The following is a 26,720-nucleotide window of genomic DNA, read 5'->3' as shown; positions in this document are numbered from 1 at the left end:
CCGCTCTAGAGCCGTTCATGCCGAAATTCGAAGCCACCCGCCGCGTTACCCATACGCCGCAGCAGATGTTCGCGCTGGTTGCCGATGTCGAGGCCTATCCGCAATTCCTGCCGCTTTGCGAAGCGCTGACGGTGCGCTCGCGCAAGGAGCGTGATGGGCGTACCGTTCTCGTCGCCGACATGAGCATCGGCTACAAGGCCATCCGCGAAACCTTCACGACGCAGGTGCTGCTGAAGCCCGACGAGAACGCCATCGACGTGAAGTACATCGACGGCCCGTTCAAATATCTGAGCAATGTCTGGCGCTTCGAGCCCGATGGAGCCGGCTGTGCCGTCCGCTTCTTCATCGACTATGAGTTCAAGAGCCGCATCCTCGGCGCGGTGATGGGCACCATGTTCGACCGCGCCTTTCGCATGTTCGCCGAGGCTTTCGAAAAGCGCGCCGACGCCGTCTATGGGGTTGCGCCGTCGGCCTGATGCTGGCCAAGCGCTCGCAGACCCAACTCCAAGGCGTGCCTGACCGTTTCGCGGCGGATGAAAGCACGGCCCTTGTCGGCGAACAGCTGGCGTTCGGCGGTCACCGTTTGGCCAGCAAGGCCGACGCTAAACCAGACCAGGCCGACGGGTTTTTCCGCCGAACCGCCGCCGGGCCCGGCGATCCCGGTAACCGCCAGGGTCAACCCTGCGCGCGAGCGGGAAAGCGCACCGGCCGCCATCTCGATCGCTGTCTCGCGGGAAACCGCGCCATGCGCGTCGAGCGTGGCGGCGGAAACGCCAAGCATGTCCATCTTGGCTTCGTTGGAATAGGTGATGAAGCCGCGATCGACCACGGCGGAGGAGCCTGCAATGTCGGTCAGCGCGGCAATGATCATGCCGCCGGTGCAGCTTTCCGCCGTCGCCACCATGATGCCGCGCTCGCGGCAGGCCTCGAACAGGGCAATTGCCAGCTCACCGTTGTTCATTCCGGCACCTCGCCGGGAAAGACCACGCTGGCGGTGGCAATCGCCGCAATGCCTTCCTCGCGGCCGACGAAGCCGAGTTTTTCGTTGGTCGTCGCCTTGATCGAGATGCGGTCGGCGGAAATCCCCAGCATCCGCGATAGGGCCGATGTCATCGTCTCGCGGTGCGGGCCAACGCGCGGCGCTTCACAGATCAGCGTGATGTCGGCATTGGCGATGCGTCCGCCGCGCTCGCGCACCACTTTCGCCGCATGTTCGACGAATATCCGGGACGCGGCACCCTTCCACTGAGGATCGGACGGCGGAAAATGCGTGCCGATGTCGCCGGCGCCGCAGGTCGCCAGCAGCGCATCGGTCAAGGCGTGCAGGCCGACATCGGCGTCGGAATGGCCGGACAATTTCTTGTCGTGCGGAATGGCGACGCCGCACAGGGTCACGTGATCGCCAGGCTCGAAGGCATGGACATCATAGCCGTTGCCGGTGCGGATGTCGGGGAAGTGCGTTCGTTCGCTGGAAAGTCGCTGGTGCGCCATGGCGATGTCCCGTGCCCAGGTGAGTTTGACATTGTCCGGCGAGCCCGGAACGAGCTTGACCGGAATATGCGCCCATTCGGCGATGGCCGCGTCATCGGTGAAATCGAGCTTGCCCAGCTGATGGGCCTTGTCGTGCGCGGCAAGGATCGGCCCGTAGGGAAAACCTTGCGGTGTTTGCGCCGCGTGCAGCCCGCTGCGGGAAACGGTTTCCGCGACGACGCCGGATGCCGACTCGCGCTTCAGCGTGTCGGCGACGGGCAGGGCAGGCAACGCCCCCTCGTATTCGCCGATGGCGGCGATGGTGCGGTCGATCAAGTCCGCGTCGACGAAAGGGCGGACCGCATCGTGAATCAGGACATGGTCCGGCGCGTGGCCCTTCAGCGCCAGCAGCCCGAGCCGAACGGACTCCTGCCTGGTCGGCCCGCCAATGACGGCGATGACACGCTGGGCCTGGGCGCCCGCCGCTTGCCGGAACAGTTCGTGATCGTCGGCGTGGATGGCGACGACGATCTGACCGGTTCGTGGATGGGCAAGAAACATCTCCAGCGTATGCGCAATGACGGCGCGGTCGCCGATGTTCTGGTACTGCTTGGGTCCGTTGGCCTGCCCGGCACGAGCGCCGCGGCCGGCGGCGACGATCACCACCGCAACCCCACCTGTCGCGCCCGAGTTCTCACTTCCGTCAGTCATGGCGATTGGCTTAGCGCACGATCCCCAAAAGTGTAATTGGTTTTCCGAAAAGATCGTGCGTCAAATATGAATTCCAAAGTGTCCCCCGACGCATCCTCAAGGACGCAGGGCGCCTGGGGTCGCGACAAAACCGAAGGCCGGCATTTTCCCAATTGCGCCTTAATGTGGCGTCATTCCGCGTTGCACATTGCGGCGGTTCTGGCTAGAGAATGTGCAACGAATGGATGTGCTTGGTTTTTGTGCATGGTTAACCTGACCAAATTGGCCGCGCCTCTCGACGTCGGCGGCGTGGAAATCCGCAATCGCGTGTTCCTCGCGCCGATGTCGGGCATTACAGACGAGCCTTTCCGGCAGCGCGCCCATGGCCATGGCGCCGGCCTTGTCGTGTCCGAAATGGTGGCAAGTGGCGAACTTGCCAAGGGCAGGGCCGGCTTCGACCTGCGCATACGACATTCCGGCCTGCCCGTCCATATGGTGCAGCTTGCGGGCCGCGAGGCGGTCCATATGGCCGAAGGCGCGCGGATCGCCGCCGGCGAGGGCGCCGACATCATCGACATCAACATGGGCTGCCCGGCCAAGAAGGTTACCGGCGGCTATGCCGGTTCGGCATTGATGCTCGACCTTGATCATGCGCTGTCGCTGATCGAGGCCGTGGTCGGCGCGGTCAAGGTGCCGGTGACCGTCAAGATGCGGCTGGGCTGGGACGAAGGTGCGCTCAATGCGCCCGTCCTTGCGCGCCGTGCCGAGGAGGCGGGCGTCAGCATGGTGACGGTGCACGGTCGCACGCGCTGCCAGTTCTATCAGGGCAAGGCCGACTGGCGTGCCATCGCCCGCGTCAAGGAAGCGGTGTCGATTCCCGTGGTTGCCAACGGTGACGTCTGCTCCCCGGCCGAAGCGGCCACCATTCTCGAGCAATCCTGCGCCGATGCTGTGATGGTCGGCCGCGCGCATTACGGCGCGCCCTGGACCGCCGGTGGCATCGCAGCCGCGGCGGCAGGTGAAACGGCGGTCAACGTACCGCAGGACCCCGCGGCATTGGCCGACTATATCGTCGCCCACTACGAGGACATGCTGACGCTTTATGGTGTCGAGAGCGGCTTGCGGCAGGCGCGCAAGCATCTGGGCTGGTATCTCGATCGCCATGCCGTTGGCGTTGCCGACGACGACCGGAAAGCCATCCTGACCACGTTCGAGCCGGCCCGCGTCATTGCCTTGCTGCGAAATGTCTTCTCGCGCGATCCGCAACCCTTGATCCTGAGGAGCGCCGCATGAACGCCACCGCAGGCCAGGTCGCTGAAATGGCGGATGCCGCCCAGATCGTTCTCAACACCATCCGGCGTCCGGTGATCATGATCAGCGAGGAGGGGTTCATCACCTTCGCCAACGCCGATGCCGAGGACTTCTTTCGCTCCAGCGCGACCATGCTGGCGCGCAACACGCTGTCCAAGCTGATCCCCTTCGGCAGTCCGCTGCTGACCCTTGTCGATCAGGTGCGCGAGCGCCGGGCTCCGGTCAACGAGTATCGCGTCGATGTGTCGTCGCCACGCCTCGGCATCGAGAAGGTCGTCGATCTCTATGTCGCGCCGGTGCCGGAATTCCCGGGCTCCGTCGTGGTCATGTTCCAGGAACGCTCGATGGCCGACAAGATCGACCGGCAGATGACGCATCGTGGTGCGGCGCGCTCGGTGACCGGCCTGGCGGCGATGCTTGCCCATGAGATCAAGAACCCGCTCTCCGGCATCCGCGGTGCCGCCCAGTTACTCGAACTGTCCGCCTCCGATGAAGATCGCGCGCTGACCCGGCTGATCACCGACGAGACGGACCGTATCGTGTCGCTGGTCGATCGCATGGAGGTGTTTTCCGACGAGCGGCCGATCGACCGTTACCCCGTCAACATCCATGTCGTGCTCGACCACGTCAAGGCGATCGCCAAGAACGGTTTTGCAAAGAAAATCAGGATATTGGAGGACTATGATCCATCATTGCCTCCGGTATTCGCCAACCGCGACCAGCTGATCCAGGTGTTCCTGAACCTGGTCAAGAACGCCGCTGAGGCGATCGGCAGCGACCCGCATGGGGAGATCGTGCTGTCCACCGCCTTCCGGCCGGGCATCCGCGTTTCGGTTCCAGGCACGCAGGACCGCGTATCGCTACCGCTGGAATTCTGCGTGCGCGACAATGGCTCCGGCGTATCGGAGGACATCCTGCCGATCCTGTTCGATCCCTTCATCACCACCAAGCCGAACGGCTCGGGGCTGGGGCTGGCGCTCGTCGCCAAGATCGTCGGCGAGCATGGCGGCATCATCGAATGCGACTCGACCCCGCGCGGAACCACCTTCCGCATCCTGATGCCGGCCTGGAAGGAAACGCCATTCGGTGCCGATGAAGACGGCGAAGGAGACCGCAAATGACCGCCCGCGGCAATATTCTCGTCGCCGATGACGATGCGGCGATCCGCACCGTGCTCAATCAGGCCCTCTCTCGCGTCGGCCATGAGGTGCGCGTGACCTCCAACGCCTCGACCTTGTGGCGCTGGGTGGCGGCGGGTGAGGGCGACCTCGTCATCACCGACGTGGTGATGCCGGACGAAAACGCGTTCGACATGCTACCGCGCATCAAGAAGGCGCGGCCGGAGCTGCCCGTCATCGTCATGAGCGCCCAGAACACGTTCATGACGGCGATTCGCGCATCCGAAACCGGCGCCTACGAATATCTGCCAAAGCCGTTCGACCTGACCGAGCTCCTCAACATCGTCAACCGGGCGCTGTCGGAGCCAAGACGGCCGAAGATCGATGCGCGGCCGGATGAGCAGCCTGAAACGATGCCGCTGGTCGGCCGTTCGGCGGCCATGCAGGACATCTACCGCATGCTGGCGCGCATGATGCAGACCGACCTGACGGTGATGATCTCGGGTGAGTCCGGCACCGGCAAGGAACTGGTGGCGCGTGCGCTGCATGAGTATGGCCGCCGTCGCGGCGGCCCGTTCGTTGCCATCAACATGGCGGCGATCCCGCGCGACCTGATCGAATCGGAGCTGTTCGGGCACGAGAAGGGCGCTTTCACCGGCGCCCAGAACCGCTCCACCGGCCGTTTCGAGCAAGCCGAGGGCGGCACGCTGTTCCTCGACGAGATCGGCGACATGCCGATGGAGGCGCAGACGCGCCTGCTGCGCGTCCTCCAGCAGGGCGAATACACAACGGTCGGCGGCCGTACGCCGATCAAGACCGACGTGCGCATTGTCGCGGCCACCAACAAGGATCTGCGCACCCTGATCAACCAGGGACTGTTCCGCGAGGATCTGTTCTACCGCCTCAACGTCGTGCCGCTGAGACTGCCGGCATTGCGCGAGCGGTCGGAGGACGTGCCAGACCTCGTGCGCCACTTCTTCAAGCTTGGCGAGATGGAGGGGCTGCAGACCAAGCGCATCTCCTCCGGCGGCATTGAACTGATGAAGCGTTACCCATGGCCAGGCAACGTGCGCGAACTGGAAAACCTCGTTCGCCGGCTGGCCGCCCTCTATTCGCAGGACGAGATTTCCGCCGAGATCATCGAGGCGGAGCTCAAGACCGGGGAACGGCCCGTGGTCCCCGGCGGTGGAAACCTCATCCCCGACGACCTCTCCATCGGCCAGGCGGTTGAGCATTTCCTGCAGCGCTATTTCGCCTCGTTTGCCGGCGAATTACCGCCTGCCGGGCTCTATCAGCGCATCCTGTCCGAAGTCGAATATCCGCTGGTCCTGGCCTCGATGACGGCGACTCGCGGCAACCAGATCAAGGCGGCGGAGTTGCTGGGCCTGAACCGTAACACGCTGCGCAAGAAGATTCGCGAACTCGGCGTCAATGTCTATAAATCGTCGCGGCCAGGCTGAGCACTGATCCGATCCCGCTCTTTTCAGGGGACCGCGAGGCGAAAGATTTCCGCCATTGTCACACTTGTTGCATAATCGCCACAATGCGTTGCATAGATCGGACGCAATCATTGGCTCCAAGACGGCGACATGGCTCCGCAGGCACCTGTACTCAACCAACCGCTCTTCAGCGAACCCGGCGCGCGCGATAGGCGCCGCTTGCTGGCGCTGCCCGGCGTGGTGGCGGTTGTCGGCGCGCTGGTCATGGCGGCCATCTCCTTCACCATCCTGGTCGGCGCGACGCCGATCGCGCCTGACGCCAGGACGACCTGGGCGCTGATCGCGCTCAACGCCGCTTTCGTGCTCTTCCTCAGCGCCCTGGTCGGACGCGAGGTGCATCGCATCGTGATGGCGCGCCGGCACGGCAAGGCGGCCTCGCGGCTGCATGTGCGCATCGTTGCGATGTTCGCGCTGGTTGCCGCCATTCCCGCCATCATGGTGGCGATCATCGCCTCGATCACGCTCGATATCGGCCTCGACCGCTGGTTCGAGATTCGCACAAAGACGATCGTCAATTCCTCGCTGTCGATCGCCGATGCCTATGTCCAGGAAAACGCCCGCAATCTGCAAGGCACCACGCTGTCGATGGCCTATGATCTCGATGCGTCGCGCACGCTCTACGGCCTTGACCGGACAGGCTTTCTCGACCTCCTCAACAAGGAGGCGGTAGGCCGGTCGCTGGCCCACGCGGCGCTGATCAAGCCCGACGGCTCATTCGTCATGAGCGCCCAGACCGATGCCGATTTCGCCATGCCGGAACCGCCTGAAGGCTCAGTCAGCAGCGCCACCGACGGCAGACCGGTGCTGATAGAACCGCGCACCCGCAACATCATGGGCGCCATCGTCAAGCTGCGTGAGATCGAGGGCCTCTATCTCTACACCATCCGATTGGTCGATCCCGAGGTGATCAAGGCGCGGCAGATCGTCAGGTCCAACACGGACGAGTACCGCAATCTCGAAGACAACAGGCGCACCTCGCAAGTGGCCTTCGCGTTGCCCTATCTGTCGCTGACCCTGATCATCATTCTGTCGGCGATCTGGACCGGCATTGCCGTCGCCGACCGTCTTGTGCGGCCGATTCGCCAGCTCATCGGTGCCGCCGACGAGGTAGCCACAGGCAATCTCGACGTCGCTGTCCCCGTCAGGCCTTCCGATGGCGATGTCGCCTCGCTCGGCGACACCTTCAACAAGATGCTGCTCGAGCTCAAATCGCAACGCAACGAGATCCTGTCGGCAAAGGACCTGATCGACGAGCGGCGGCGCTTTTCCGAAGCCGTGCTTGCCGGTGTCACCGCCGGCGTCATCGGCGTCGATCCCTATGGCATCATCACCATCGTCAACCGTTCGGCCGAATCGATGCTGGCCATTTCCGCCAATGCCGCGCTCGGGCAGAACCTTTCCGCCATCCTGCCGCATGTCGGCCGCGTCTTCGAGATCGGCCGCCAGTCGGGCAAGCCTGTCTACCGCGAGCAGGTGACGTTCTTCCGCGCCGGCACCGAGCGCACCTTCAACGTGCAGATCACCATCGAGGCCGGTGACGACGGCTCGGAGGAGAAATCCTACGTCGTGACGGTCGACGATATTACCGATCTGGTCCAGGCACAGCGTTCTTCCGCCTGGGCCGACGTGGCGCGCCGCATCGCCCACGAGATCAAGAACCCGCTGACGCCGATCCAGCTTTCGGCCGAACGCATCAAGCGCCGTTACGGCAAGGTCATCACCGAGGACCGCGAGGTTTTCGACCAATGCACCGACACCATCATACGGCAGGTCGAGGATATTGGCCGCATGGTCGACGAATTCTCCGCCTTCGCGCGCATGCCCAAGCCGGAGATGAAGGCCATCGATCTGCGCGAATCGCTGCGCGAGGCTTCGTTCCTGGTCGAAGTCAGCCGCGCCGACATCACCTTCGAGCGGATATTTGGCAACGAACCGCTCAAGGGTACGTTCGACAGCCGCCTTCTGGCGCAGGCTTTCGGCAATGTGATCAAGAACGCCGCCGAAGCGATCGATGGACTGGAACAGAAGGATGGTTCGCACGGCATAATCCGGATTCAAGCCGGACGTCAGAATGGCGCGATTCGAATCGACGTCATCGACAATGGCAAAGGCCTGCCGCGGGAGAATCGCCAACGGCTGCTCGAGCCCTATATGACCACACGAGAGAAGGGCACCGGGCTTGGTCTCGCTATCGTCAAGAAGATCGTGGAGGACCATGGCGGCAGGCTGGAACTTCATGATGCACCTGCGGACTTCCATGGCGGGCGCGGCGCGATGATCAGCATCATTCTGCCGCCCGCGGCCGCCACGCCGCCGCGCGGTGAGGCCAAAACGGAACACGAAAGAGAAACTGAAAAGGTCGGTAATGGCGTCTGATATTCTCATCGTCGATGACGAGGAAGACATCCGCGAGCTCGTCGCAGGCATCCTGAGCGACGAAGGTCACGAAACCCGCACGGCGTTCGACGCCGACAGCGCGCTGGCTGCCATAGCCGATCGTGCGCCGAGGTTGATTTTCCTCGACATCTGGCTGCAGGGCTCGCGTCTGGACGGGTTGGCGCTGCTGGACGAGATCAAGACCATGCACCCCACCTTGCCGGTGGTGATGATCTCCGGCCACGGAAACATCGAAACGGCGGTCTCCGCCATCCGTCGCGGCGCCTACGATTTCATCGAGAAGCCTTTCAAGGCCGACAGGCTGATCCTCATTGCCGAGCGGGCGCTGGAAACCTCGAAACTGCGGCGCGAGGTCTCCGACCTCAAGCAGCGCAGCGGCGAGACCTTCGACCTGATCGGCATGTCGTCGGCGATGAGCCAGCTGCGCCAGACCATCGAGCGCGTCGCGCCGACCAACAGCCGTGTCATGATCATCGGTCCGTCCGGCTCGGGCAAGGAACTGGCGGCGCGCGCCATCCACACGCTGTCGGCGCGCAAGGGCGCGCCGTTCGTGACGCTGAGCGCCGCCAACATAACGCCGGAGCGCATGGAGATCGAACTGTTCGGCACCGAATCGAACGGTGTCGAGCGTAAGGTCGGCGCGCTGGAGGAGGCCCATCGCGGCATCCTCTACATCGACGAAGTGGCCGACATGCCGCGCGAGACGCAGAACAAGATCCTGCGCGTTCTGGTCGAGCAGCAGTTCGAGCGGGTTGGGGGCACCAAACGGGTCAAGGTCGACGTCCGCATTATCTCCTCGACCTCGCAGAACCTGGAAGCCATGATCGCCGACGGCCGTTTCCGCGAGGATCTCTATCATCGCCTGGCGGTGGTTCCCGTGATGGTGCCGGGACTGGCCGAGCGGCGCGAGGATATTCCCTATCTCGTCGACAATTTCATGAAGCAGATCGCCCGCCAGGCCGGTATCAAGCCGCGTCGCATCGGCGACGACGCGCTGGCCGTGCTGCAGGCGCACAACTGGCCGGGGAACGTGCGCCAGCTGCGCAACAATGTCGAGCGCCTGATGATCCTGGCGCGGGGCGACGACGTCGATGCGCCGATCACCGCGGATCTTCTGCCGTCCGAGATCGGCGATGTCATGCCGCGCACGCCGAATCAGTCCGACCAGCACATCATGGCGCTGCCGCTGCGCGAGGCGCGTGAACAGTTCGAGAAGGACTATCTCATCGCCCAGATCAACCGCTTTGGCGGCAACATCTCGAAGACGGCCGAGTTCATCGGCATGGAACGCTCGGCCCTGCACCGCAAGCTGAAGTCGCTGGGCGTCTGACAGGCGCGATGTCTGTTCAGCCACGCCTGGGCCAAGCATTTGCCGGTTACGGTCAAGGCGGAATCGCATAAGAAAGCCCGAGAGTTCTCCAGGGGTCGCCAATGCCGCGCATTGCCTATGTCAACGGGCGCTACGTCGCTCACGCGGACGCTTCCGTGCATATCGAGGATCGCGGCTACCAATTCGCCGACGGTGTCTATGAGGTCTGCGAAGTGGCGCGCGGCTTTATCGTCGACATGCCGCGCCACCTCGCTCGGCTGAACCGCTCGCTGACCGAACTCTCGATCGCCTGGCCGGTCGCGCGCAACGTGCTGCCGCTCATCCTGCGCGAAGTGGTCAACCGCAACCATGTCGCCAACGGTCTGGTCTATGTCCAGGTGACGCGCGGTGTCGCAAGCCGTGACTTTGTCTTCCCGTCGGCGGACACCAAGCCGTCCCTGGTCGTGACAGCCAAGAAGGCCGACCCCGCCGCCGGCACAAAGCGAGCCGAAACAGGTATCGCGGTCATCACCGTGCCCGAGAATCGCTGGGACCGGGTTGACATCAAGAGCGTCGGACTGCTGCCCAACGTATTGGCCAAGCAGAAGGCCAAGGAAGCGGGGGCCCAGGAGGCATGGTTCGTCGACACCGACGGCAACGTCAAGGAAGGCGGGTCGTCGAATGCCTGGATCGTGACCAGGGACGGCGTCCTGGTCACCAGGCCGGCCGATCATGGCATCTTGCGCGGCATCACCCGCACGACCATGTTTGAGGTGGCGGCAAAGCTCGGCCTGAAGATCGAGGAGCGCGGTTTTTCGGTTGCCGAGGCCAAGACGGCGCGCGAGGCTTTCATCAGTTCCGCGACCACGATTGCCATGCCGGTCGTATCGATCGACGGCGATCCGGTCGCCAATGGACATCCCGGCTCAATAACACTTTCGTTGCGGCAAGCCTTTTTTGACGTTGCGGAAAAAAGTCCAGCCTGATAACCGCACAGTTGGAATGAACATCAATATATCTCGTTCTGCTTGTCGTTACTGACGACAAGACGGTGTTTGCGCGCTTGACATGTGCCCGACAATTTGGCGCATTGGCTAGCAAACCGAAGGGGATCGGCGAAAGACAAGAACAATGGCGGAACGATCGCAAAACCTTCAGGACCTGTTCCTGAATTCAGTTCGCAAGAGCAAGAACCCGCTCACCATCTTCCTCATCAACGGCGTGAAGCTGACCGGCGTGGTCACTTCGTTCGACAATTTTTGTGTGCTGCTGCGCCGCGACGGTCACTCCCAGCTCGTCTACAAGCACGCCATTTCCACGATCATGCCGAGCCAGCCGGTTCAGATGTTCGATGGCGAGGAAAGCCAGGGCGCCTGATTGGCACGTGAGAAAGACGCGGACGCTACGGTTCGCGGAAAACCAGCGCATCATCCCGGGACGGAAGCCAAGGGGCCGACCCGGGCTGTCGTCATTGTACCTGTGCTTACCCGCCAGCCGCGCGGCGACGACGATACCAACCGTCCTCGGTTGACGCGGTCGGCTGAAGCCCGCCACGACGAGGCGGTCGGCCTTGCCCGGGCCATCAATCTCGACCCCGTCCATACGGCTGTCGTGACCGTCAACGACCCACGCCCCGCGACCTTGCTCGGCAGCGGCAAGGTCGAAGAGTTCGCCGAGATCGTCAAGGAGAAGGACGCGGAGCTGGTCATCGTCGACCATCCCCTGACCCCGGTGCAGCAGCGCAATCTTGAGAAAGAGCTGCATGCCAAGGTGCTCGACCGCACCGGGTTGATCCTCGAGATCTTCGGCGAGCGCGCCCGCACCAAGGAAGGCACGCTGCAGGTCGAACTTGCCCATCTCAACTACCAGAAAGGCCGCCTTGTCCGCAGCTGGACCCACCTTGAACGTCAGCGCGGCGGTGCCGGCTTCCTCGGCGGCCCCGGCGAAACCCAGATCGAATCAGACCGGCGGCAGTTGCAGGAAAAGATCATCAAGCTGAAGCACGAGCTGGAAACGGTTCGTCGTACCCGCGACCTGCACCGCGCCAAGCGCAAGAAGGTGCCTTTCCCGGTGGTGGCGATCGTCGGCTACACCAATGCCGGCAAGTCGACACTGTTCAACAGGCTGACCGGAGCGGATGTACTGGCGCAGGACATGCTGTTCGCCACGCTCGACCCGACGCTGCGCCGCGTTCGCCTGCCGCATGGCACGCCGATTATCCTGTCGGACACGGTCGGTTTCATCTCGGACCTGCCGACGCATCTGATCGCGGCTTTTCGCGCGACGCTGGAAGAGGTGGTCGAGGCCGATCTCGTCATCCATCTGCGCGATATCTCCGATCCCGACACGGCCGCACAGGCAGAGGATGTAGAGCGCATCCTGGCCGACCTCGGCGTCGACGCCAGTGATACCAAGCGTGTGATCGAGGTCTGGAACAAGGTCGATCTGCTGGACGAAGGCAACAGGAGCCGGCTGCTCGCCGATGCCGCCGGCGGCGGCAAGGGGCCGCCAATCGCCGTGTCAGCGGTGACCGGCGAGGGCATCGACGCGCTGAAGGCGCTCATCGAGACGCGAATGGCGGGAGAGCTCGAAGACCTGACGGTGACGATCGAGCCGGCGCAGTTCGGTCTTGTCGATTGGCTTTACCGCAATGGCGATGTCGTTTCGCGTACCGACAATGACGACGGGAGCGCCACCATCTCGCTCAAGGCCACCCAAAGCGCGCGCGAAGAGATCGAGAGCCGATTGCGTCGTAAAAACAACGGGTAGCCCAGAGAAATTCCAGGAAAGCATGCAGCGCTTTCCGTCCGGGGTTGCCGGTTGACAGGCCTACTTCGCGCGCTTCGCTTCCTGCCAGAGCGCTTCCATCTCGGCCAGGGTGGCCCTTTCAAGCGTATTGCCCGACTTTTCCAGGGCCTGCTCGACATAATGGAAGCGTGAGCGGAATTTTTCATTCGTGCCGCTCAGCGCCGCTTCCGAATCGAGCTTGAGATGCCGTCCGAGATTGACGACGGCGAACAGCATGTCGCCGAACTCGTCCTGGATCGCGGCCACCTCGCCCTTGGCCAGCGCCTCGCGCAACTCGCCGATCTCTTCCTCGATCTTGTCGAGGATGGGTGCCGCCTCGCTCCAGTCGAAGCCGACACGGGCAGCTTTCTCCTGGAGTTTCAACGCCCGCGTCAAAGCGGGCAGGGCGACCGGAACGCTGTCCAGGAACCCCTTGCCATTGTCCTCCGGGTCGAGGCCGCGCGCGAGGCGTGCTTGTCGCTTCTCCGCCTTCTCCTGTGCCTTGATCTTTTCCCACATGCCCTTGGCCATGCCGGCGCTGCGGGCCTTCTCGTCGCCGAAGACATGCGGGTGGCGACGGATCATTTTCGTCGTGATCGCCTGGACCACATCCGGGAAGGCGAATTCACCGGCTTCCTCGGCCATTTGCGCATGATAAACGACCTGCAGCAGGAGATCGCCGAGCTCGTCGCGCAGGTCATCGAGATCACCACGGGCGATGGCATCCGCCACCTCATAGGCTTCCTCGATCGTGTAGGGGGCGATGGTCGAGAAATCCTGCTCGATGTCCCATGGACAGCCTGTCTTCGGCGCGCGCAGCGCCGCCATGATCTCGATCAGGCGCGAAATGTCTTTCGATGGCGTCATGCCGCGATGCTATCCTGCGGCCCGACGCGCGGCCAATGTTGTCAGCCGGCGAGAGCGCCTTGTCCACAGCTGAGCCGCTTCAGTCGAGTACGGAGACGATGGCCTTGGCTAGGTCATCCATGCCGTCCTCGGGTAAACCCGCGACATTGATGCGGCTGTCGCCGACCATGTAGACGCCATGTTCGGTGCGCAGCCGCTCGACCTGCTCCTCCGTGAGGCCAAGTCGCGAGAACATGCCGCGATGGCTGGCAACGAAGTCGAAGCGGTCGGAGTTGGATCGCCGGCGCAGTGCCTCGGCGAACTGCACGCGAAGCCGAAGCATGCGCAGGCGCATCTCTTCCAGCTCGGCTTCCCAGTCGGCACGCAAGGTGGCGTCTTCCAGGACGATACGCACGGCCGCCGCGCCATGGTCCGGCGGCATCGAATACATGGCGCGCGCCGCCGACAGCATCTGGCTCATCGCCACATCGGCCTGCGCGCCATCCTTGGCCAGGACCATCGCCGCGCCGACACGGTCGCGGTAGACGGCAAAATTCTTCGAGCAGCTGGAGGCGACGACCATTTCCGGAACTTTCGCCGCCAGCAGGCGCAAGCCGAGGGCATCGGCCTCGAGGCCGTCGCCAAAGCCCTGATAGGCGATGTCGACGAACGGCAGCAGACCGCGCTCGACGACGAGAGCGGTGACGGCCTCCCACTGCGACGCATCGAGGTTGGCGCCGGTCGGGTTGTGGCAGCAGCCATGCAGCAGCACCACGTCGCCGCTCTTGGCCGTGCGCAACGCCGCCAGCATGTCGTCGAAACGAACCGCGCCCGAGGCCGCATCGAAATAGGGGTATTCACGGATCTGCAGGCCGGCGGCACGCATCACCGGCATGTGGTTCGGCCAGGTCGGGTCCGACAGCCAGACGGTGGCATCCGAACGCGTCCGCTTCAGCAACTCCGCCACCAGGCGCAGGGCGCCGGAGCCACCAGGCGCCTGTGCCGCCCGGATGCGCGTCATGTCCGCGCCTTGGCCGAAGGCGAGCTTCGCCATCACCGCGTTGAAGCCGACATCACCGGCCAACCCAAGATAGGTCTTGGTGTCCTGGCTGTTCAGCAGCCGCTTTTCGGCCTCGCGCACTGCGCGCATCACCGGCGTCTTGCCGTCGCGATCCTTGTAGACGCCAACGCCGAGGTCGACCTTATTGGGGCGTGGGTCGGCGCGATAAAGGCCGATCAGGGCCAGGATCTTGTCGGCGGGAGCTGGCTGCAGGTCTTCAAACATCACTATGGTTCCGTTGGCGCGGCGGAGTGATACGCAAATCGAGCGTGATGCACCAGCGGTTTTAGTTATGCGAAACAGAGGGCGGCACCCAAGAGTGTGGCCTTTCGATCGAAACGATAGCCGCTATTCTAATCGCTGCGTATGCGCCGCTTCGAAAGCGGCTTAGGGATGACTGGTTCATGCTCGTAAGGCTGACGATGATCTGCAACGGCGCCACGGCCGCGACACGCCTGGGGGCGTTCCCATCGGACGAGCCGCTGGAGCCGCGATCGCTGACGCTGGCGAAGGCCCTGCGCGGGACCTTGCGCCGTGCCGACCGCGTGTGGACGGCGCCCGCGCTTCGCGCTCGGCAGACCGCCGAGGCGCTGGGGTTGGAGGCATCGGCCGAACCGCTTTTGGCGGACCAGGATCATGGAAGCTGGGCCGGCAAGAGATTTGAGGAGGTGCAGGCGGAGCAGCCAGAGGATATCGCTGCTTGGCTCGCAGACCCAAATGCAGCGCCGCACGGCGGCGAGTCGCTGGCCGACGTTGCCCATCGGGCCTCCGACTTGATGAACCGGCTAATCGCCGAGCGTGGCCATACGATCGCGCTGACCCATGCCAGCGTCATTCGCACAGCGATCCTGCATGTTCTTGGTGCCCCGCTTGCCGCCAGCTGGAAGATCGACATCGAGCCGCTGAGCATCACCGATTTTCGCAGCGACGGCCGCAGATGGGTGTTGCGCGCCTGCGGCGTGACCATGCCCAAACCGGCAAAACCACTTCGCCCCTGAGGGCCGGGCGGGCGAAGGGGCGCAAATGCGATCCTCCGAAGAGCCCGTCGAAGAAAAATGGCGAGGTCGGGATTAAAATCCCCACATGCTCCGTAAACAGGGCATGAAACGGTCGATGCCACGCTTTGACATCATAGGACAGCTCGGATCACTGCGGCGCTACGCGCAGTCGCTGACGCGCGACAGTGCGGATGCCGAGGATCTTGTGCATGACGCGCTGGTGCGCGCCTATGAGCGACGCGGCACTTTCCGCTCCGGCGGAAACCTGCGGGCGTGGCTGCTCTCGATCGTCCACAACGCCTTTGTCGACCGCATGCGCTCGCGCCGATCGGAAGCGGCGCGCATCGAACAGGCAGGATACCTCGCCGACGCCGCCACGCCAGCGCCCCAGGAGCATTCGGTACGCCTGGCGCAGGTGCGGGAAGCCTTTTTCAACCTGCCGGAAGAGCAGCGTTCGGCGCTGCATCTGGTCGCCATCGAAGGGCTTTCCTATCAGCAGGCGGCCAATGCCACGGGCGTGCCGCTGGGCACGCTGATGTCGCGCATCGGCAGGGCGCGCGCCGCCTTGCGCCAGATGGAAGATGCCGCCCCGGGGCGCGGCAAGAATCATCTCAGGATCGTGGGAGGTGAGCAATGACCGCTCTTGTCGACCCCGTTACGGACACCGACCTCGACGCCTATGTCGACGAGCAGCTGGACGTCGCCCGCCGCATCGAGGTGGAAGCCTTCCTGTCCACGCGTCCGGAGGCTGCCGCACGCGTGATGTCGGATCTGCGGACCCGCGACGAACTGCGCGTGGCGCTCGCCGGCTCCAAGGGCATGGCGCGGCCGGCGACCGCTGACGCGGCGCGGCGTCTGGAGAGGGGGCTTGCCCGCGGCCGCATCTTCGGCGTGTTGCAGCGCGCTGCCGCCGTTGCCGCCTTCGTTGCCGCCGGCTGGCTGGCGAACGGTATCATTGGCCCGATGTCCGTGACCAAGGTCGTCGCTTCGCCGCAGCCGCCCGCTTATGTCGACGAGGCGGTGCGGGCGCACAGGACGACGCTGGTGCGCGAAGCCATGCCCTCGCAGCCGGAAGCGCCCAATTACAACGCCGGAGAGATCCGCGCCGCCACGGCGATCGTCATGCCGTCGCTGCCAAAGGACTGGAAGGTGCGCGACGTGCAGATCTATCCGTCGCGCTTCGGCCCGAGCGTCGAGATGGCTGTCGACACCAAGGATATGGGCCTGGTGTCGCTGTTTGCCATCCGGCCGGGAACCTTCGACGTGGTCAAGCCGACCGTCGCGCCCTCGGGCGATATTTCCTCGGCCTATTTTCAGATCGGCGAGGTTGCCTACGCGGTGGTCGCGAAGAGTGGAGTTCATGACCTCGACCGCGCCGCCGAGACGCTCGCCAGAACACTTTACTGACCGATCCAAAGGAGACTGCAGATGAACACGCCCAATCTGGGATATCGCGTTGGCACCGGCGCCCAAACCGGTGCTGTCTTTGACGAGGGCCTGCGCCAGCACATGCTGCGCGTCTACAATTATATGGGCCTTGGCCTCGTGGTCACCGGCCTTGTCGCCTTCCTGGTGTCGTCGACGCCGGCACTCTACGTGCCGATCTTCTCCAGCCCGCTGAAGTGGGTGGTGATGCTGGCGCCGCTCGCCTTCGTCATGCTGTTTTCGTTCAAGATGCAGACCATGTCGGCGGCCAGCGCCCAGATGATGTTCTGGGCCTTCTGCGCGGTGATGGGCCTGTCGCTCGCCTCCGTGTTCTTGGTCTTCACTGGAACCAGTATCGCGCGCACCTTCTTCATCGCCGCCACCATGTTCGGCGCCACCAGCCTCTATGGCTACACGACCAGGCGCGACCTGACGCAGTTCTCGTCGTTCCTGATCATGGGCCTTATCGGCGTGGTGATCGCCAGCATCGTCAACATCTTCCTTGGCTCGACCGCGCTGCAGTTTGCCATCTCGGTGATCGGCATCGCCGTCTTCATCGGCCTGACCGCCTGGGACACGCAGACGATCAAGGAGCAGTATGCCGAGAATTTCGACGCGGAATCGCGCCAGAAGCTCGCCGTCTTCGGCGCCTTCTCGCTCTACCTGAACTTCATCAACATCTTCCAGCTGCTGCTGAATTTCACCGGCGAACGGGAGTAACGACTGTCCGCTGTGGGCAAGGGTGGGGTTCTCGCCCTTGATGCGGAGAGGTGGCCGGAGGAGAGATCCTCCGGCCACAATTCATTCCGGCCCAATCCGCTCCGGCCCAATCCGCTCCGGCAAGACCCGGCTTGAGTCCCCGGGAGCTTTTGCTAGTCTGCCGCCAGCTTCAACGCCGGCCCGCGAGGACATATGGCACAGGACAGCCAAACGCTTCGTGGCGACGGCATCTCGGCTGTCATAGTCGGGCAGGGCGCCGAACTGGTTTCGCTGCGGGATGCGCAAGGGTTTGAGTTCCTGTGGCAGGCCGGACCAGAGTGGCGGCGCCATTCGCCGGTGCTGTTCCCGATCGTCGGGCGCCTGAAGGGCGACCAACTGCGCCATCGCGGCCGCACCTATCCGATGACGCAGCACGGCTTCGCCCGCGACAAGCCGTTCACCTGGGAGGAGAGGGGGCCTCGGTCCTCCACGCTGGTCCTCACCGACGACGCCGACACGCGCGCGCACTACCCTTTCGCCTTCCGCCTCGCCGTGACCTACACGCTCGACCGCCAGCAGCTTGGCGTGACCTTCGAGATCACCAACACCGGCGACGAGCCATTGCCGGCTTCGATCGGCGCGCATCCGGCATTCAACTGGCCATTGCTGCCGGATTTGCCCAAGGAGGCCTATCGGCTGACCTTTGCGGAGGCCGAGCCAGCGCCGATCCGTCGGCTGAAGGATGGCCTTTTGCTCCCGGTAGCGCGGCCGACACCCATCGAAGGCAAGACGCTTCCGCTGTCCGAACGCCTGTTCGATGACGACGCCGTCATTCTGGACAGCCCCGCCAGCACCAGGGTGCGCTACGCCGCCGACCATGGTCCTGCGATCGAAATGTCATGGCAGGGTGCAGAGGAACTGGGAATCTGGTCCAAGCCGGGCGGCGCGCCGTTCCTGTGCATCGAACCTTGGCACGGCATTGCAAGCCCGGCCGATTTCGACGGCGAGTTCAGCGAGAAACCTGGCGTGATGCTGATCGAGCCGGGAGCGAAGCGTTCTCTGGGGTACCGGATCAGCCTGGAGCAGGGGCGGCGGTGATCAGAGGAAAGCCGGTTCTCAAACCTGCCGGACGATTGCGCCGATCACATTGACGAGAAGGCGCGCGGCGGTCAGGGCCGACATTCCGTCGACATCGGCGGGCAGATAGAGTTCGACAAGGTCGAATCCCGCGATCCTGGCCCGCTTGCCGAGGCCCGCGATCAGGTCGATCACCTGCGTGTAGGTAAGGCCGCCGGGCGTACGCGCCGCCACGCCCGGCATGATGGCGGGATCAAGGCTATCGCAGTCAAAGGTGACGACGACCCTCGCGCCTTCCGGAATATGCCTGAGCGCCGCTTCCACGCCTTGTGCATGAATTTCGCGGGCGGTGACGAAACGGCTGCCATAGTGCCGCGCCGCTTCGATTTCAGCGAGGCGTGCACTGCCGACGCTGCGCAAGCCGACCTGCACCATGCCCGCGACATGTGCCATCTCGCTCGCCCGCCGCATCGGGCTCGAATAGCCGTAGCGTTCGCCATGCACCTCGTCGCGCCAGTCGATATGGGCATCGATCTGCAGGATCCAGACCGGTCCGTGATCGGCAAAGCCGGCAAGGAACGGCGTGACGACGGAATCGTCACCGCCAAGCAGGATTGGCGCAGCCGGCAAGGCCAGGACCTCACGCGTCTTGGCTTCGATCCGGACCCTGTTTTCGGCATTGTCGTGCAGGATGGTCGAGATGTCGCCGGCGTCGACGCAGCAGACCGGCTTGCCGTCGAACAACGGACCGCCGAGATCGAAATCCCAGTGCTCGACGAGCGGAGCATCACCCTGGCTGGCTGCGCGTATGGCGTCGGCGGCCAAGGCATGGCCGCTGCTGTCCTTGCCGGGATAGGTGCTGCCATGACCGGCTCCGAAGATCACCGCACGGGGCGTGCGGCCGTCGGCGAGGCGATCGGGAAGGCCGAGAAAGGATGGCGACATTTTCTTGATGGTCCTGATGGCACGGACTGTGAGGGTATCGCGGAACAGCGGTTGCGGCAAAGTAGGCCGTCTTTGTGGATCGGGAGGCTCGACGCCTTCGATCACCCCCATGAGATTTTGCGATTGCGGTCGATTGTCGTGTCGTCGATCTCGCGACGGATCTGCTCCAGACGCCTCTCGAAAGGCGACCTACGTCATATTGTCGGCCTGTTGTGAACTCCTTCACATACAAATTCGTGCGCGGCGTACAGGATATGCCAGAACAGAAATTTATCCGCCTTTGCAAATAGAACTCAGAACAAAAAGATTAGATCAAACGAGAGATATGGTCTTTTGCAAATAGGATGAGTTTTCGTTCTAGTAACAATAATTGTGGTGGAACCAAACAAAGGAGATCAAAATGTACAAGATCATTACAGCTGCATCAGCGTTGCTTATGCTCACGGCGCCTTCATTCGCGATCGACTCGACCTTCGTCCACAGCCTTCGTGCCGACAATGGCGACTTCGAGGCCCCGGGAGAGGTCAAGGGCCAACATCCATTGGCTTCGGAAGAGGCGGTGTATGGGTTCCAGACAGGATCGACCGGATCGATCGGGTTGGCTGGTGGCGTTTCGAACTCCAGTTGCATGGGGGTCAGCCCGCACCAGTATGACCCTGTCGGCCCCAATTGCCGCAACTGAGATACAAGTGGAGAGCGGTGGTCAGCGCCACCGCTCTCCCGCCTCAGGCGGCATTTCCACGGACTGTCAGGATCCGATTTGGCGGCACTCATTACAACCCTTGTGAACTGGCGGCTTCAGTTGTCGTTCTGTGTCTCGGCCAGATGACGAAGAGCGCCAAAATTGGTTACTCGCAGGCCACCACGCTTGATTGCGATGATCGAGCGGGCGCGCCAATTGTTGAGCGTCTTGTTGACGGACTCGCGCGTGGCGCCGAGGAATTCCGCCAGTTCGGACTGGGAAATCGGTATCCAGCCTGCCCCATCCGCCATTACGCCAGCCAGGAAGACCAATCGCTTTGCCAGCCTCGCCTCAATGCCGAAGAAGGCATGATCCCCAAGTTCGCTGCTGATCCAACGCAGCCGTGCGCACAACAGCTCAATCATGGCACGAGCCAGCGATGGGTTTCTTTCAATGCGATCGAAGAGTTGCGTCCGACCGAGCGAGGCCAGATCGCAAGCGGTGAGGCAGATGGCGGTTGCGGTGCGCGGGCGCCCGTCGAGCGCGCCAACCTCTCCGACCAAGCTGTGCGCAAGCTCGATATTGGCCACCAGCCTCTGGCCTCCCTGCGAATAGATCGAGATCTCCACCGTCCCGCTCATCACCCCGTAAATGCGATCGGATGGATCTTCCTGAACGAAGAGATGCTGGCCGGCCGCGTAGCGTTCGACTTTGCAGCCGCTGAAGAGAAGATCGAACAGGCGTGGGTCAATCCGTGCAAGGCGCGGCAGATCATTTCCATCGTTCGCGCTGCCGGAGGCCATGTTGATTTCCCGATTACCGCCTCGCTACCCCTGTTCGAGGATCTCCTCGATCGTGGGTGGAAGAAGCGTGGCGCCATGCATTGCGGAGATGCCCATGAGGGTTTCGTGCTCGGCTGTCAGGGGCAGGGCGTCGATCGTGCGGTAGAGCCGGTCGCGGTGTCCGGGATCAAGCTCGCCGTGCTCGGCGAGCGTCTGGAAAGCCGCATGCGGAAACCCCGTCGCGGAGATCAGCGTCTGGATCAACGTCGGTGTCGGCGGGTGTCCCTCCATCAACGCGACGAAACCAAGGAACGCGACAGGGTGATGGTGATGGATCCAGTAATACTGCGCTCCCACCAGGCTCGCGACCGAGGGAGATGGCATGCGGCTCAGCGCCGTCGCCCGCTTCACACCCAGCAGTTCAAGGTCGTCGAGCAGCAAGTCATCATGCCCCAACTCCTCCTTGATGTGCTCCTCCAGATATCGGGCCAGACCGGGCGCGATAGGGTCAACAGCCACCATTTTCTCGGCTCGCTCCGCTGCTGCTTCCGTCAAGGGCACCGTTGCACGGATGATTTGGTGCTGGGTGAGCAGGAACTGCGGCCAGAAGTCAGCAAGCCTCGGGTGCGTCACAAGGGTGCGACATGACTTTGCGTATGGTTGGACCACAAGATCGATCTTCCGCCGGAGACGAACGCTCGGCGTGGCAACGGCCCCAACCTCGATCCCGTTCATGCGGTATCCCGGTGGTTAAGAAGTAGCCCGGTGATTAAGAAGCTTGGCTAGTGAACCTTGATGACGATGCCGGTATCTGCTTTCTCCAGGTCCTTCCCCAGCTTCCTCAGAAGGGCTATCTCGCCCCCTGAGAGACTGGCAAACGTCTCCCACGCGTCCTCTGGGAGGGCATCCGCCGAGACCTCCATGTCGTCGAGATACTTTTTGACGTGTGCTGGCAATTCTACTGCCATAGCCCACCCTCCAGTTATCTTAGGCCACCCTAAACTATCTTAGACTAATATGGGCCTGTCAAGAGGGCGGACTTGCCCTCCGCAAGGCCTGGCCGTACAGTCCATGAGCACAATGAGATATGCTCCTGGGAGCTCGATCTGTTCGACATGCGGATCTGCCAATGCAGCCGAATTGCAGTTCTGTGCGTCCTGTGAATCGCCGCTGACCCAACGAGCTTCCGGTGCCGCCGATACGCGCAAGGTGGTCACGGTCCTCTTTGCTGATATTGTCGGCTCGACAGCGTTGGGAGATGAGCTCGATCCCGAGTCGCTTCGTAATCTCATGACCCAGTACTTTCGGGAGATGGCCGCAGTAATTCGTGGCCACGGGGGGACAACCGAGAAGTTCATCGGGGATGCGATCATGGCGGTGTTTGGCATCCCGCTCCTCCATGAGGACGACGCGGTGCGTGCGGTTCGAGCCGCGGTTGCAATGCTTCATGCGCTTCATCGGCTGAACGATGAGTTCGAGGCGCGTTGGGGCACCAGGATCGTGATCCGGATAGGTATAACCACGGGTGAGGTGCTCGCCGGGGATCCGGGCCAGGGCGAAACTTTCGCGGTCGGAGACGCGGTCAACATTGCTGCCCGGCTCGAACAGGCTGCCGAGCCAGGGCAGGTCCTGATTGGGGACGCGACGTATCGGCTGGTCCGCGATGTCGCGATGACGTCGCCGATAGAGCCGCTTCGCGTGAAGGGGAAGTCAGAGCTCGTCGCCGCGTGGAACCTCATGGATGTCGCACCCGCGTCCCCCGCTGCCCGTGGTCTTGAATCCCCTCTGATCGGTCGCGACAAGGAAGTCGCCGCAATCGGAGAGATGTTCGAAAGGACGGTCAAGTCTCGATCATGCGAGATCGTAACGGTGATGGGCCCGGCGGGAATCGGCAAGTCCCGGCTGACGCGTGAATTTCTTCCCCGACTTGAAAGGATAACGACGGTCTTGGCGGGGCGATGCCTGCCATACGGCGAGGGGATTACGTTTTGGCCCATCATCGAGGTGCTCAAGGCCGCGGCGGGCATAACGGACAGTCACTCGCCCGACGATGCTCGCGCAAAGATTGGCATGTTGCTGGAAGGCCCCGATGCCGCGCTGGTCGTCGAACGCCTGTCCGCACTCATGGGCCTCACCCGCGCGACACCCGGCGTTCAAGAGACGTTCTGGGCCGTGCGCAAGCTGTTCGGCAAGCTGGCAACGCATCAGCCATTGGTCGTCGTGTTCGACGACATCCACTGGGCCGAGCCGACGTTCCTCGATCTCCTCGAGTATCTCGTCGATTCGCTGGACGGCGTCCCGGCCTTGTTCCTCTGCCTGGCTCGCCCTGAGCTGCTCGAGGTCCGCGCCGGCTGGATGACGTCGAAGGCGAACGCGTCCGTCATCACCCTGCGCTCGCTGAGCGACGCTCATACAGATGGCTTGATCCGGAACTTGCTCGGAGGCGCGGAGCTCGCGAACGAGGCCCGCGCGCGGATCGCCGATGCCGCCGAGGGAAACCCTCTCTTCGTGGAGGAGACGCTGCGGATGCTGATCGACGACGGTTTGCTTATAGCCGTCGACGGCACGTGGACGGCGGCTGACCACCTGTCGAGGCTCACGATTCCACCCACGATCAACGCCCTTATCAACGCACGTCTGGATCGGCTCGGCGGTGAGGAGCGCTCTGTGATCGAGCGAGCATCCGTGATCGGGCGCATTTTCTGGTGGGGGGCCGTCGAGGAGATGTCGCCGGAAGAGCAGCGGCCCCGCGTGGGCGGCCAGCTTCAGTCGCTGGCGAGAAAGCAGCTGATCCGCCCGGATCGTTCGGACCTGGAGGAGGAGGATGCTTTTCGCTTCACTCACAGCCTCGTCGGGGACGCGGCCTACAATGGCATCCCGAAGGGCGTGCGAGCACACATGCATGAGCGCTTCGCCTCATGGCTGGAGGCAAGGATGCGTGAGCGGGCCCGGGAGTACGAAGAGATCGTCGGCTACCACCTCGAGCGGGCCTACAAGTCTCTCGCGGAGCTCGGTCTATCGAACGAGCGCGTCGAGTCGCTGGCGCGACGTGCGAGCGTGCCGCTGGCTTCTGCCGGGCAGCGCGCCTTCGCGCGGGGCGACATGCCCGCCGCGGTCAACATGCTGTCGCGCGCCATCTCGCTCGGCCCTCGCGACGATCCTGGGCGACTGGCACTCTTGCCAGAGCTCGCATTTGCACTGCTGGAGACCGGCGACCTCGAGCGCACGCGTGGCGCGATCGCCCAGATGCGTGAGGCAGCGACCGCCTCCGCCGATCGTCGACTGCAAGCGCATGCGCTCATTCTCGATCTGTGGGTGCGCTTCCTGTCGGAGCCGGAGGGGTGGGCGGACGAGGCGTACCGAGAGGCACGGCAGGCCATATCGATGTTCGAGCAGGAGAACGACGAGCACGGCTTGGCCAAGGGTTGGTCCTTGCTTGGCCTGTTTCACCTGACAAAGTGTAATTTCGGCGCCTCTGAAGAGGCGTGGGAGAGCGCGGCGGCGCATGCGTTTGCAGCGGGCAACGACAGAGAATGGCTAGAGTCGCTCTCATGGGTGCCGCTTGTCGTGTGGGCTGGCCGTATGCCGGTCAAGGCGGCGATCGGCCGGTGCAAGGACGTGCTCGCCAGGGCGCAGGGTGATCGCAAGGCGATGTCGGCGGCGCTCTTCAGCTGGGGGAATCTCGAGGCGATGCGCGGCCGATTTGGCGAGGCGCGGCAGTTGATAGCGCAGGCCAGGTCAACGGTCGAGGAAGTCGCACTGACCGTGTGGAGCGCGGGACCTCTTACAGAAATGAGCGCCTTGGCCGAGCTCTGGGCGGGCGACGCGGCAGCCGCCGAGCGGGAGCTTCGCTGGGGTGTAAAGACACTTCAACGCACGGGCGAGTTCGCATGGTTGCCTACGATTGCCGGCATCCTCGCCCAAGCCATCTATGTCCAAGGCCGGTACGAGGAGGCCGAAGCGTTCGTTCGGTTGGGCGAGGGGATCGCCGGCAGTGACGACACGTATTCGCAAGGCCTGCTGCGATGTGTTCGGTCAAAGATCTCGGTCCGTCTGGGCGATGTGGAGGGAGCTCTCCGCATGGCACGGAAGGCTGTCGCGATCGCGGAGCCGACGGACTTTCTGTTCCTCCAGTCCTTCGTTCTCGACGGTCTTGGAGAGGTTCTCCACATCGCCGGCCTCCCGGAAGAAGCGGATGCGGCGCTTGCGGCAGCAGTTCGCCTGTGCGCGCAAAAGGGCTTCGTCGTCGGTGTACGACAGGCTCGGGGGCGACAAAGGAAGCCCGCACTATAGCGGCCGCAATTTTCTCGCTTCGTCTCCGCCGCAACAGACTCCATATTCGGCTGAAACTTACACGCTGTCCGAGGCCGCTCAGGGGCGAAGCGTGCGCGTACAAAAGTCGCATAAGATAGATTATGGAACTTACGGACGTGAGCAGCGCGACAATGAGGACCGCAGGCCGGAATCCGGCTGGATACGACGCTGATGGCGCCAGGTCGGTTTGCCGCAGGAAATCAGCGCGATGTTGCTCCACGGTGCACGGCATACGGTGCGCTTACCGACAAATGAGGCAGCCCAGATGCCACCGCCATCCGACCTGGATTTCCTCACCAGATCGTCGTGGCCATGGGCCAGTCAGTCACGTTCGCTCATGGCTGCGACCTTCCAGCTGAAAAAGCCTCAGCATGCATCAGCCTTGCCGCACCGATTGCCACGGAACCTCCATGCCCGAAAGGTCCAGGCTTTCCGGCTTCTACCCAGCTTGAACGATTTCATGACTTGCGGTTCGCGAGAGAATCGATCTATCGTGCTGATTCGTAAGGGATTTCGATCATCATGCCGTCATAGGCAGGCGCTACGTTGGCCGGCGTCTCGGCCATTACGGTGGCATAGTCGAGAGGCACGTGCATGTGGGTCAGCACGGCATTCCTCGGCGCCAGCTTCTCGATCCAGCCGAGCGCCTGGCCGAGTGACAGATGGCTGGGGTGGGTTTTGTACTGCAACGCGTCGATGACCAGCATCTCCAGGCCGCACAGCCGCTCGGCGGTGGCGTCGGGAAAGTCGCTGATGTCAGGGCAATAGGCCAGGGCTCCAATGCGAAACCCGAGCGAGATGATGTCGCCATGGACCTGCGGCAATGGTTCAAGGGTGAGGGCACCCCCCTCTCCTTCGATCACCACAGGCTTTGCGTGGTCGATGATATGGGCATTGACGATCGGCGGATAGGAACTGCCGGGTGGTGTCTCGAAGCAGTAGCCGAACGCCTGGCGCAGCCGCAGCATTGTCGGCTCGTCGGCGTGAATATCGATCCGCTGGCGCTGATCGAGGACGAAGCCGCGCAGGTCGTCGATGCCGTGGATGTGATCGGCGTGCGGATGCGTGTAGACGGCCGCGTTAATGCGCCTGACAGAGGCCATCAGCATCTGCTGGCGGAAGTCGGGCCCAGTGTCGATGACGACGGTCGTGCGGTTGCCATTCGATGCGATCCGTTCAACCAGAACGGCCGTACGCATGCGCCGGTTCTTCGGGTTGTCCGGGTCGCAATTGCCCCAGTCGCCGGTGATGCGCGGCGTACCTGGCGACGAGCCGCAGCCAAGGATGGTCAGGCGCAGCCGGTCAGTCATC

General features: G+C 63.3%; 25 protein-coding genes. 16 read left to right on the top strand and 9 right to left on the bottom strand.

Annotated features, from left to right (window positions below):
* The first annotated feature begins 17 nt into the window (after nucleotides 1-17).
* Complete coding sequence (locus EB815_RS22790; RefSeq protein ID WP_056577387.1) at nucleotides 18-476, top strand: type II toxin-antitoxin system RatA family toxin; 459 nt, start codon at nucleotides 18-20, stop codon at nucleotides 474-476.
* Here the strand turns inward: EB815_RS22790 and EB815_RS22785 are convergent.
* Nucleotides 452-961 carry a CinA family protein gene (locus EB815_RS22785; protein WP_056577384.1) on the bottom strand — a complete coding sequence of 170 codons (510 nt, stop codon included), beginning with the start codon at nucleotides 959-961 and terminating at the stop codon, nucleotides 452-454. The two genes, EB815_RS22790 and EB815_RS22785, sit on opposite strands and share 25 nt — an antisense overlap.
* Nucleotides 958-2,181: a bifunctional 2-C-methyl-D-erythritol 4-phosphate cytidylyltransferase/2-C-methyl-D-erythritol 2,4-cyclodiphosphate synthase gene (locus EB815_RS22780; protein ID WP_056577380.1), complete on the bottom strand. Its 1,224-nt coding sequence runs from the start codon at nucleotides 2,179-2,181 to the stop codon at nucleotides 958-960. The genes EB815_RS22785 and EB815_RS22780 overlap by 4 nt, the downstream gene beginning before the upstream one ends.
* 243 nt (nucleotides 2,182-2,424) lie before the next feature.
* On the opposite strand from EB815_RS22780, the gene dusB reads away from it, so the two are divergent.
* The 8 genes from dusB (at nucleotide 2,425) to hflX (ending at nucleotide 12,563) form a co-directional block, all read left to right on the top strand.
* Nucleotides 2,425-3,453, top strand: a complete 1,029-nt coding sequence (gene dusB, locus EB815_RS22775) for a tRNA dihydrouridine synthase DusB (protein ID WP_056577378.1) — start codon at nucleotides 2,425-2,427, stop codon at nucleotides 3,451-3,453.
* Nucleotides 3,450-4,592 carry a two-component system sensor histidine kinase NtrB gene (locus EB815_RS22770; RefSeq protein ID WP_056577376.1) on the top strand — a complete coding sequence of 381 codons (1,143 nt, stop codon included), beginning with the start codon at nucleotides 3,450-3,452 and terminating at the stop codon, nucleotides 4,590-4,592. The genes dusB and EB815_RS22770 overlap by 4 nt, the downstream gene beginning before the upstream one ends.
* A complete protein-coding gene (ntrC, locus tag EB815_RS22765; protein ID WP_010909344.1) occupies nucleotides 4,589-6,049 on the top strand; it encodes a nitrogen regulation protein NR(I) in 1,461 nt (486 codons plus the stop codon). Before EB815_RS22770 ends, ntrC begins: the two co-directional genes overlap by 4 nt.
* Nucleotides 6,050-6,178: 129 nt before the next feature.
* A complete protein-coding gene (locus EB815_RS22760) occupies nucleotides 6,179-8,464 on the top strand; it encodes a sensor histidine kinase NtrY-like (protein ID WP_056577371.1) in 2,286 nt (761 codons plus the stop codon).
* Nucleotides 8,454-9,815 (top strand): sigma-54-dependent transcriptional regulator, encoded by a 1,362-nt coding sequence (locus tag EB815_RS22755; protein ID WP_010909346.1) that lies wholly within the window; start codon nucleotides 8,454-8,456, stop codon nucleotides 9,813-9,815. The genes EB815_RS22760 and EB815_RS22755 overlap by 11 nt, the downstream gene beginning before the upstream one ends.
* A gap of 101 nt (nucleotides 9,816-9,916) precedes the next feature.
* The gene (locus tag EB815_RS22750; protein WP_056577368.1) at nucleotides 9,917-10,780 is read left to right on the top strand and encodes a D-amino-acid transaminase; all 864 of its coding nucleotides are present in this window, start codon (nucleotides 9,917-9,919) and stop codon (nucleotides 10,778-10,780) included.
* Between the two features lie 145 nt (nucleotides 10,781-10,925).
* Nucleotides 10,926-11,171, top strand: coding sequence for an RNA chaperone Hfq (gene hfq, locus EB815_RS22745; protein ID WP_006202172.1), 246 nt, complete (start codon nucleotides 10,926-10,928; stop codon nucleotides 11,169-11,171).
* A complete protein-coding gene (gene hflX, locus EB815_RS22740) occupies nucleotides 11,172-12,563 on the top strand; it encodes a GTPase HflX (protein ID WP_056577365.1) in 1,392 nt (463 codons plus the stop codon).
* A 60-nt stretch (nucleotides 12,564-12,623) separates the two neighbouring features.
* Here hflX and mazG read toward each other — a convergent pair whose 3' ends face one another.
* Together mazG and EB815_RS22730 are read right to left on the bottom strand one after the other, a co-directional pair.
* The gene (gene mazG, locus EB815_RS22735) at nucleotides 12,624-13,448 is read right to left on the bottom strand and encodes a nucleoside triphosphate pyrophosphohydrolase (protein ID WP_056577361.1); all 825 of its coding nucleotides are present in this window, start codon (nucleotides 13,446-13,448) and stop codon (nucleotides 12,624-12,626) included.
* A gap of 79 nt (nucleotides 13,449-13,527) precedes the next feature.
* Nucleotides 13,528-14,712, bottom strand: a complete 1,185-nt coding sequence (locus EB815_RS22730; protein ID WP_056577359.1) for an aromatic amino acid transaminase — start codon at nucleotides 14,710-14,712, stop codon at nucleotides 13,528-13,530.
* Nucleotides 14,713-14,891: 179 nt separating this feature from the next.
* On the opposite strand from EB815_RS22730, the gene EB815_RS22725 reads away from it, so the two are divergent.
* The 5 genes from EB815_RS22725 (at nucleotide 14,892) to EB815_RS22705 (ending at nucleotide 18,707) form a co-directional block, all read left to right on the top strand.
* Nucleotides 14,892-15,485: a histidine phosphatase family protein gene (locus EB815_RS22725; RefSeq protein WP_056577356.1), complete on the top strand. Its 594-nt coding sequence runs from the start codon at nucleotides 14,892-14,894 to the stop codon at nucleotides 15,483-15,485.
* Nucleotides 15,486-15,570: 85 nt separating this feature from the next.
* Complete coding sequence (locus tag EB815_RS22720) at nucleotides 15,571-16,122, top strand: sigma-70 family RNA polymerase sigma factor (RefSeq protein ID WP_081294733.1); 552 nt, start codon at nucleotides 15,571-15,573, stop codon at nucleotides 16,120-16,122.
* Nucleotides 16,119-16,892 (top strand): anti-sigma factor family protein, encoded by a 774-nt coding sequence (locus EB815_RS22715; protein ID WP_056577349.1) that lies wholly within the window; start codon nucleotides 16,119-16,121, stop codon nucleotides 16,890-16,892. The genes EB815_RS22720 and EB815_RS22715 overlap by 4 nt, the downstream gene beginning before the upstream one ends.
* 21 nt (nucleotides 16,893-16,913) lie before the next feature.
* Nucleotides 16,914-17,630: a Bax inhibitor-1/YccA family protein gene (locus EB815_RS22710; protein ID WP_056577346.1), complete on the top strand. Its 717-nt coding sequence runs from the start codon at nucleotides 16,914-16,916 to the stop codon at nucleotides 17,628-17,630.
* A 192-nt stretch (nucleotides 17,631-17,822) separates the two neighbouring features.
* On the top strand, nucleotides 17,823-18,707 hold the full coding sequence (locus tag EB815_RS22705) for an aldose 1-epimerase family protein (RefSeq protein WP_056577343.1): 885 nt from the start codon (nucleotides 17,823-17,825) through the stop codon (nucleotides 18,705-18,707).
* An 18-nt stretch (nucleotides 18,708-18,725) separates the two neighbouring features.
* Here EB815_RS22705 and EB815_RS22700 read toward each other — a convergent pair whose 3' ends face one another.
* On the bottom strand, nucleotides 18,726-19,631 hold the full coding sequence (locus tag EB815_RS22700) for an agmatinase (RefSeq protein WP_065005133.1): 906 nt from the start codon (nucleotides 19,629-19,631) through the stop codon (nucleotides 18,726-18,728).
* Nucleotides 19,632-20,031: 400 nt separating this feature from the next.
* Here EB815_RS22700 and EB815_RS22695 point away from each other — a divergent pair, with 400 nt between their 5' ends.
* Complete coding sequence (locus tag EB815_RS22695; RefSeq protein WP_056577341.1) at nucleotides 20,032-20,313, top strand: hypothetical protein; 282 nt, start codon at nucleotides 20,032-20,034, stop codon at nucleotides 20,311-20,313.
* Nucleotides 20,314-20,429: 116 nt separating this feature from the next.
* On the opposite strand, the gene EB815_RS22690 is transcribed toward EB815_RS22695, so the two are convergent.
* The 3 genes from EB815_RS22690 to EB815_RS22680 are packed head-to-tail and all read right to left on the bottom strand — an operon-like array spanning nucleotide 20,430 to nucleotide 22,063.
* Nucleotides 20,430-21,116: a Crp/Fnr family transcriptional regulator gene (locus tag EB815_RS22690; protein ID WP_056577338.1), complete on the bottom strand. Its 687-nt coding sequence runs from the start codon at nucleotides 21,114-21,116 to the stop codon at nucleotides 20,430-20,432.
* Nucleotides 21,117-21,140: 24 nt separating this feature from the next.
* Nucleotides 21,141-21,830: an iron-containing redox enzyme family protein gene (locus EB815_RS22685; RefSeq protein ID WP_056577335.1), complete on the bottom strand. Its 690-nt coding sequence runs from the start codon at nucleotides 21,828-21,830 to the stop codon at nucleotides 21,141-21,143.
* Between the two features lie 47 nt (nucleotides 21,831-21,877).
* Nucleotides 21,878-22,063 (bottom strand): hypothetical protein, encoded by a 186-nt coding sequence (locus EB815_RS22680; protein WP_056577332.1) that lies wholly within the window; start codon nucleotides 22,061-22,063, stop codon nucleotides 21,878-21,880.
* 172 nt (nucleotides 22,064-22,235) lie between these two features.
* On the opposite strand from EB815_RS22680, the gene EB815_RS22675 reads away from it, so the two are divergent.
* Entirely contained in the window at nucleotides 22,236-25,388 is a 3,153-nt protein-coding gene (locus EB815_RS22675) for an ATP-binding protein (protein ID WP_162258945.1), read from the top strand.
* 509 nt (nucleotides 25,389-25,897) lie between these two features.
* Here the strand turns inward: EB815_RS22675 and EB815_RS22670 are convergent.
* The gene (locus EB815_RS22670; RefSeq protein WP_056577326.1) at nucleotides 25,898-26,719 is read right to left on the bottom strand and encodes an MBL fold metallo-hydrolase; all 822 of its coding nucleotides are present in this window, start codon (nucleotides 26,717-26,719) and stop codon (nucleotides 25,898-25,900) included.
* Nucleotide 26,720: the final 1 nt, after the last annotated feature.

The organism is Mesorhizobium loti (genome assembly GCF_013170705.1).
GTDB lineage: Bacteria > Pseudomonadota > Alphaproteobacteria > Rhizobiales > Rhizobiaceae > Mesorhizobium > Mesorhizobium loti_D.
The sequence above is the reverse complement of the archived record's forward strand: the minus strand, read 5'-3'. Positions and strand labels throughout refer to the sequence as shown.

Coding starts and splice junctions, on each gene's coding strand:
- EB815_RS22755 (WP_010909346.1), top strand. CDS start 8,454: ATGGCGTCTGATATTCTCATCGTCGATGACGAGGAAGACATCCGCGAG.
- hfq (WP_006202172.1), top strand. CDS start 10,926: ATGGCGGAACGATCGCAAAACCTTCAGGACCTGTTCCTGAATTCAGTT.
- dusB (WP_056577378.1), top strand. CDS start 2,425: ATGGTTAACCTGACCAAATTGGCCGCGCCTCTCGACGTCGGCGGCGTG.
- EB815_RS22695 (WP_056577341.1), top strand. CDS start 20,032: ATGTACAAGATCATTACAGCTGCATCAGCGTTGCTTATGCTCACGGCG.
- EB815_RS22790 (WP_056577387.1), top strand. CDS start 18: ATGCCGAAATTCGAAGCCACCCGCCGCGTTACCCATACGCCGCAGCAG.
- EB815_RS22670 (WP_056577326.1), bottom strand. CDS start 26,719: ATGACTGACCGGCTGCGCCTGACCATCCTTGGCTGCGGCTCGTCGCCA.
- ntrC (WP_010909344.1), top strand. CDS start 4,589: ATGACCGCCCGCGGCAATATTCTCGTCGCCGATGACGATGCGGCGATC.
- EB815_RS22760 (WP_056577371.1), top strand. CDS start 6,179: ATGGCTCCGCAGGCACCTGTACTCAACCAACCGCTCTTCAGCGAACCC.
- EB815_RS22685 (WP_056577335.1), bottom strand. CDS start 21,830: ATGAACGGGATCGAGGTTGGGGCCGTTGCCACGCCGAGCGTTCGTCTC.
- EB815_RS22715 (WP_056577349.1), top strand. CDS start 16,119: ATGACCGCTCTTGTCGACCCCGTTACGGACACCGACCTCGACGCCTAT.
- EB815_RS22780 (WP_056577380.1), bottom strand. CDS start 2,181: ATGACTGACGGAAGTGAGAACTCGGGCGCGACAGGTGGGGTTGCGGTG.
- EB815_RS22785 (WP_056577384.1), bottom strand. CDS start 961: ATGAACAACGGTGAGCTGGCAATTGCCCTGTTCGAGGCCTGCCGCGAG.
- mazG (WP_056577361.1), bottom strand. CDS start 13,448: ATGACGCCATCGAAAGACATTTCGCGCCTGATCGAGATCATGGCGGCG.
- EB815_RS22680 (WP_056577332.1), bottom strand. CDS start 22,063: ATGGCAGTAGAATTGCCAGCACACGTCAAAAAGTATCTCGACGACATG.
- EB815_RS22690 (WP_056577338.1), bottom strand. CDS start 21,116: ATGGCCTCCGGCAGCGCGAACGATGGAAATGATCTGCCGCGCCTTGCA.
- EB815_RS22705 (WP_056577343.1), top strand. CDS start 17,823: ATGGCACAGGACAGCCAAACGCTTCGTGGCGACGGCATCTCGGCTGTC.
- EB815_RS22750 (WP_056577368.1), top strand. CDS start 9,917: ATGCCGCGCATTGCCTATGTCAACGGGCGCTACGTCGCTCACGCGGAC.
- EB815_RS22710 (WP_056577346.1), top strand. CDS start 16,914: ATGAACACGCCCAATCTGGGATATCGCGTTGGCACCGGCGCCCAAACC.
- EB815_RS22725 (WP_056577356.1), top strand. CDS start 14,892: ATGCTCGTAAGGCTGACGATGATCTGCAACGGCGCCACGGCCGCGACA.
- EB815_RS22730 (WP_056577359.1), bottom strand. CDS start 14,712: ATGTTTGAAGACCTGCAGCCAGCTCCCGCCGACAAGATCCTGGCCCTG.
- EB815_RS22700 (WP_065005133.1), bottom strand. CDS start 19,631: ATGTCGCCATCCTTTCTCGGCCTTCCCGATCGCCTCGCCGACGGCCGC.
- EB815_RS22770 (WP_056577376.1), top strand. CDS start 3,450: ATGAACGCCACCGCAGGCCAGGTCGCTGAAATGGCGGATGCCGCCCAG.
- EB815_RS22720 (WP_081294733.1), top strand. CDS start 15,571: ATGCTCCGTAAACAGGGCATGAAACGGTCGATGCCACGCTTTGACATC.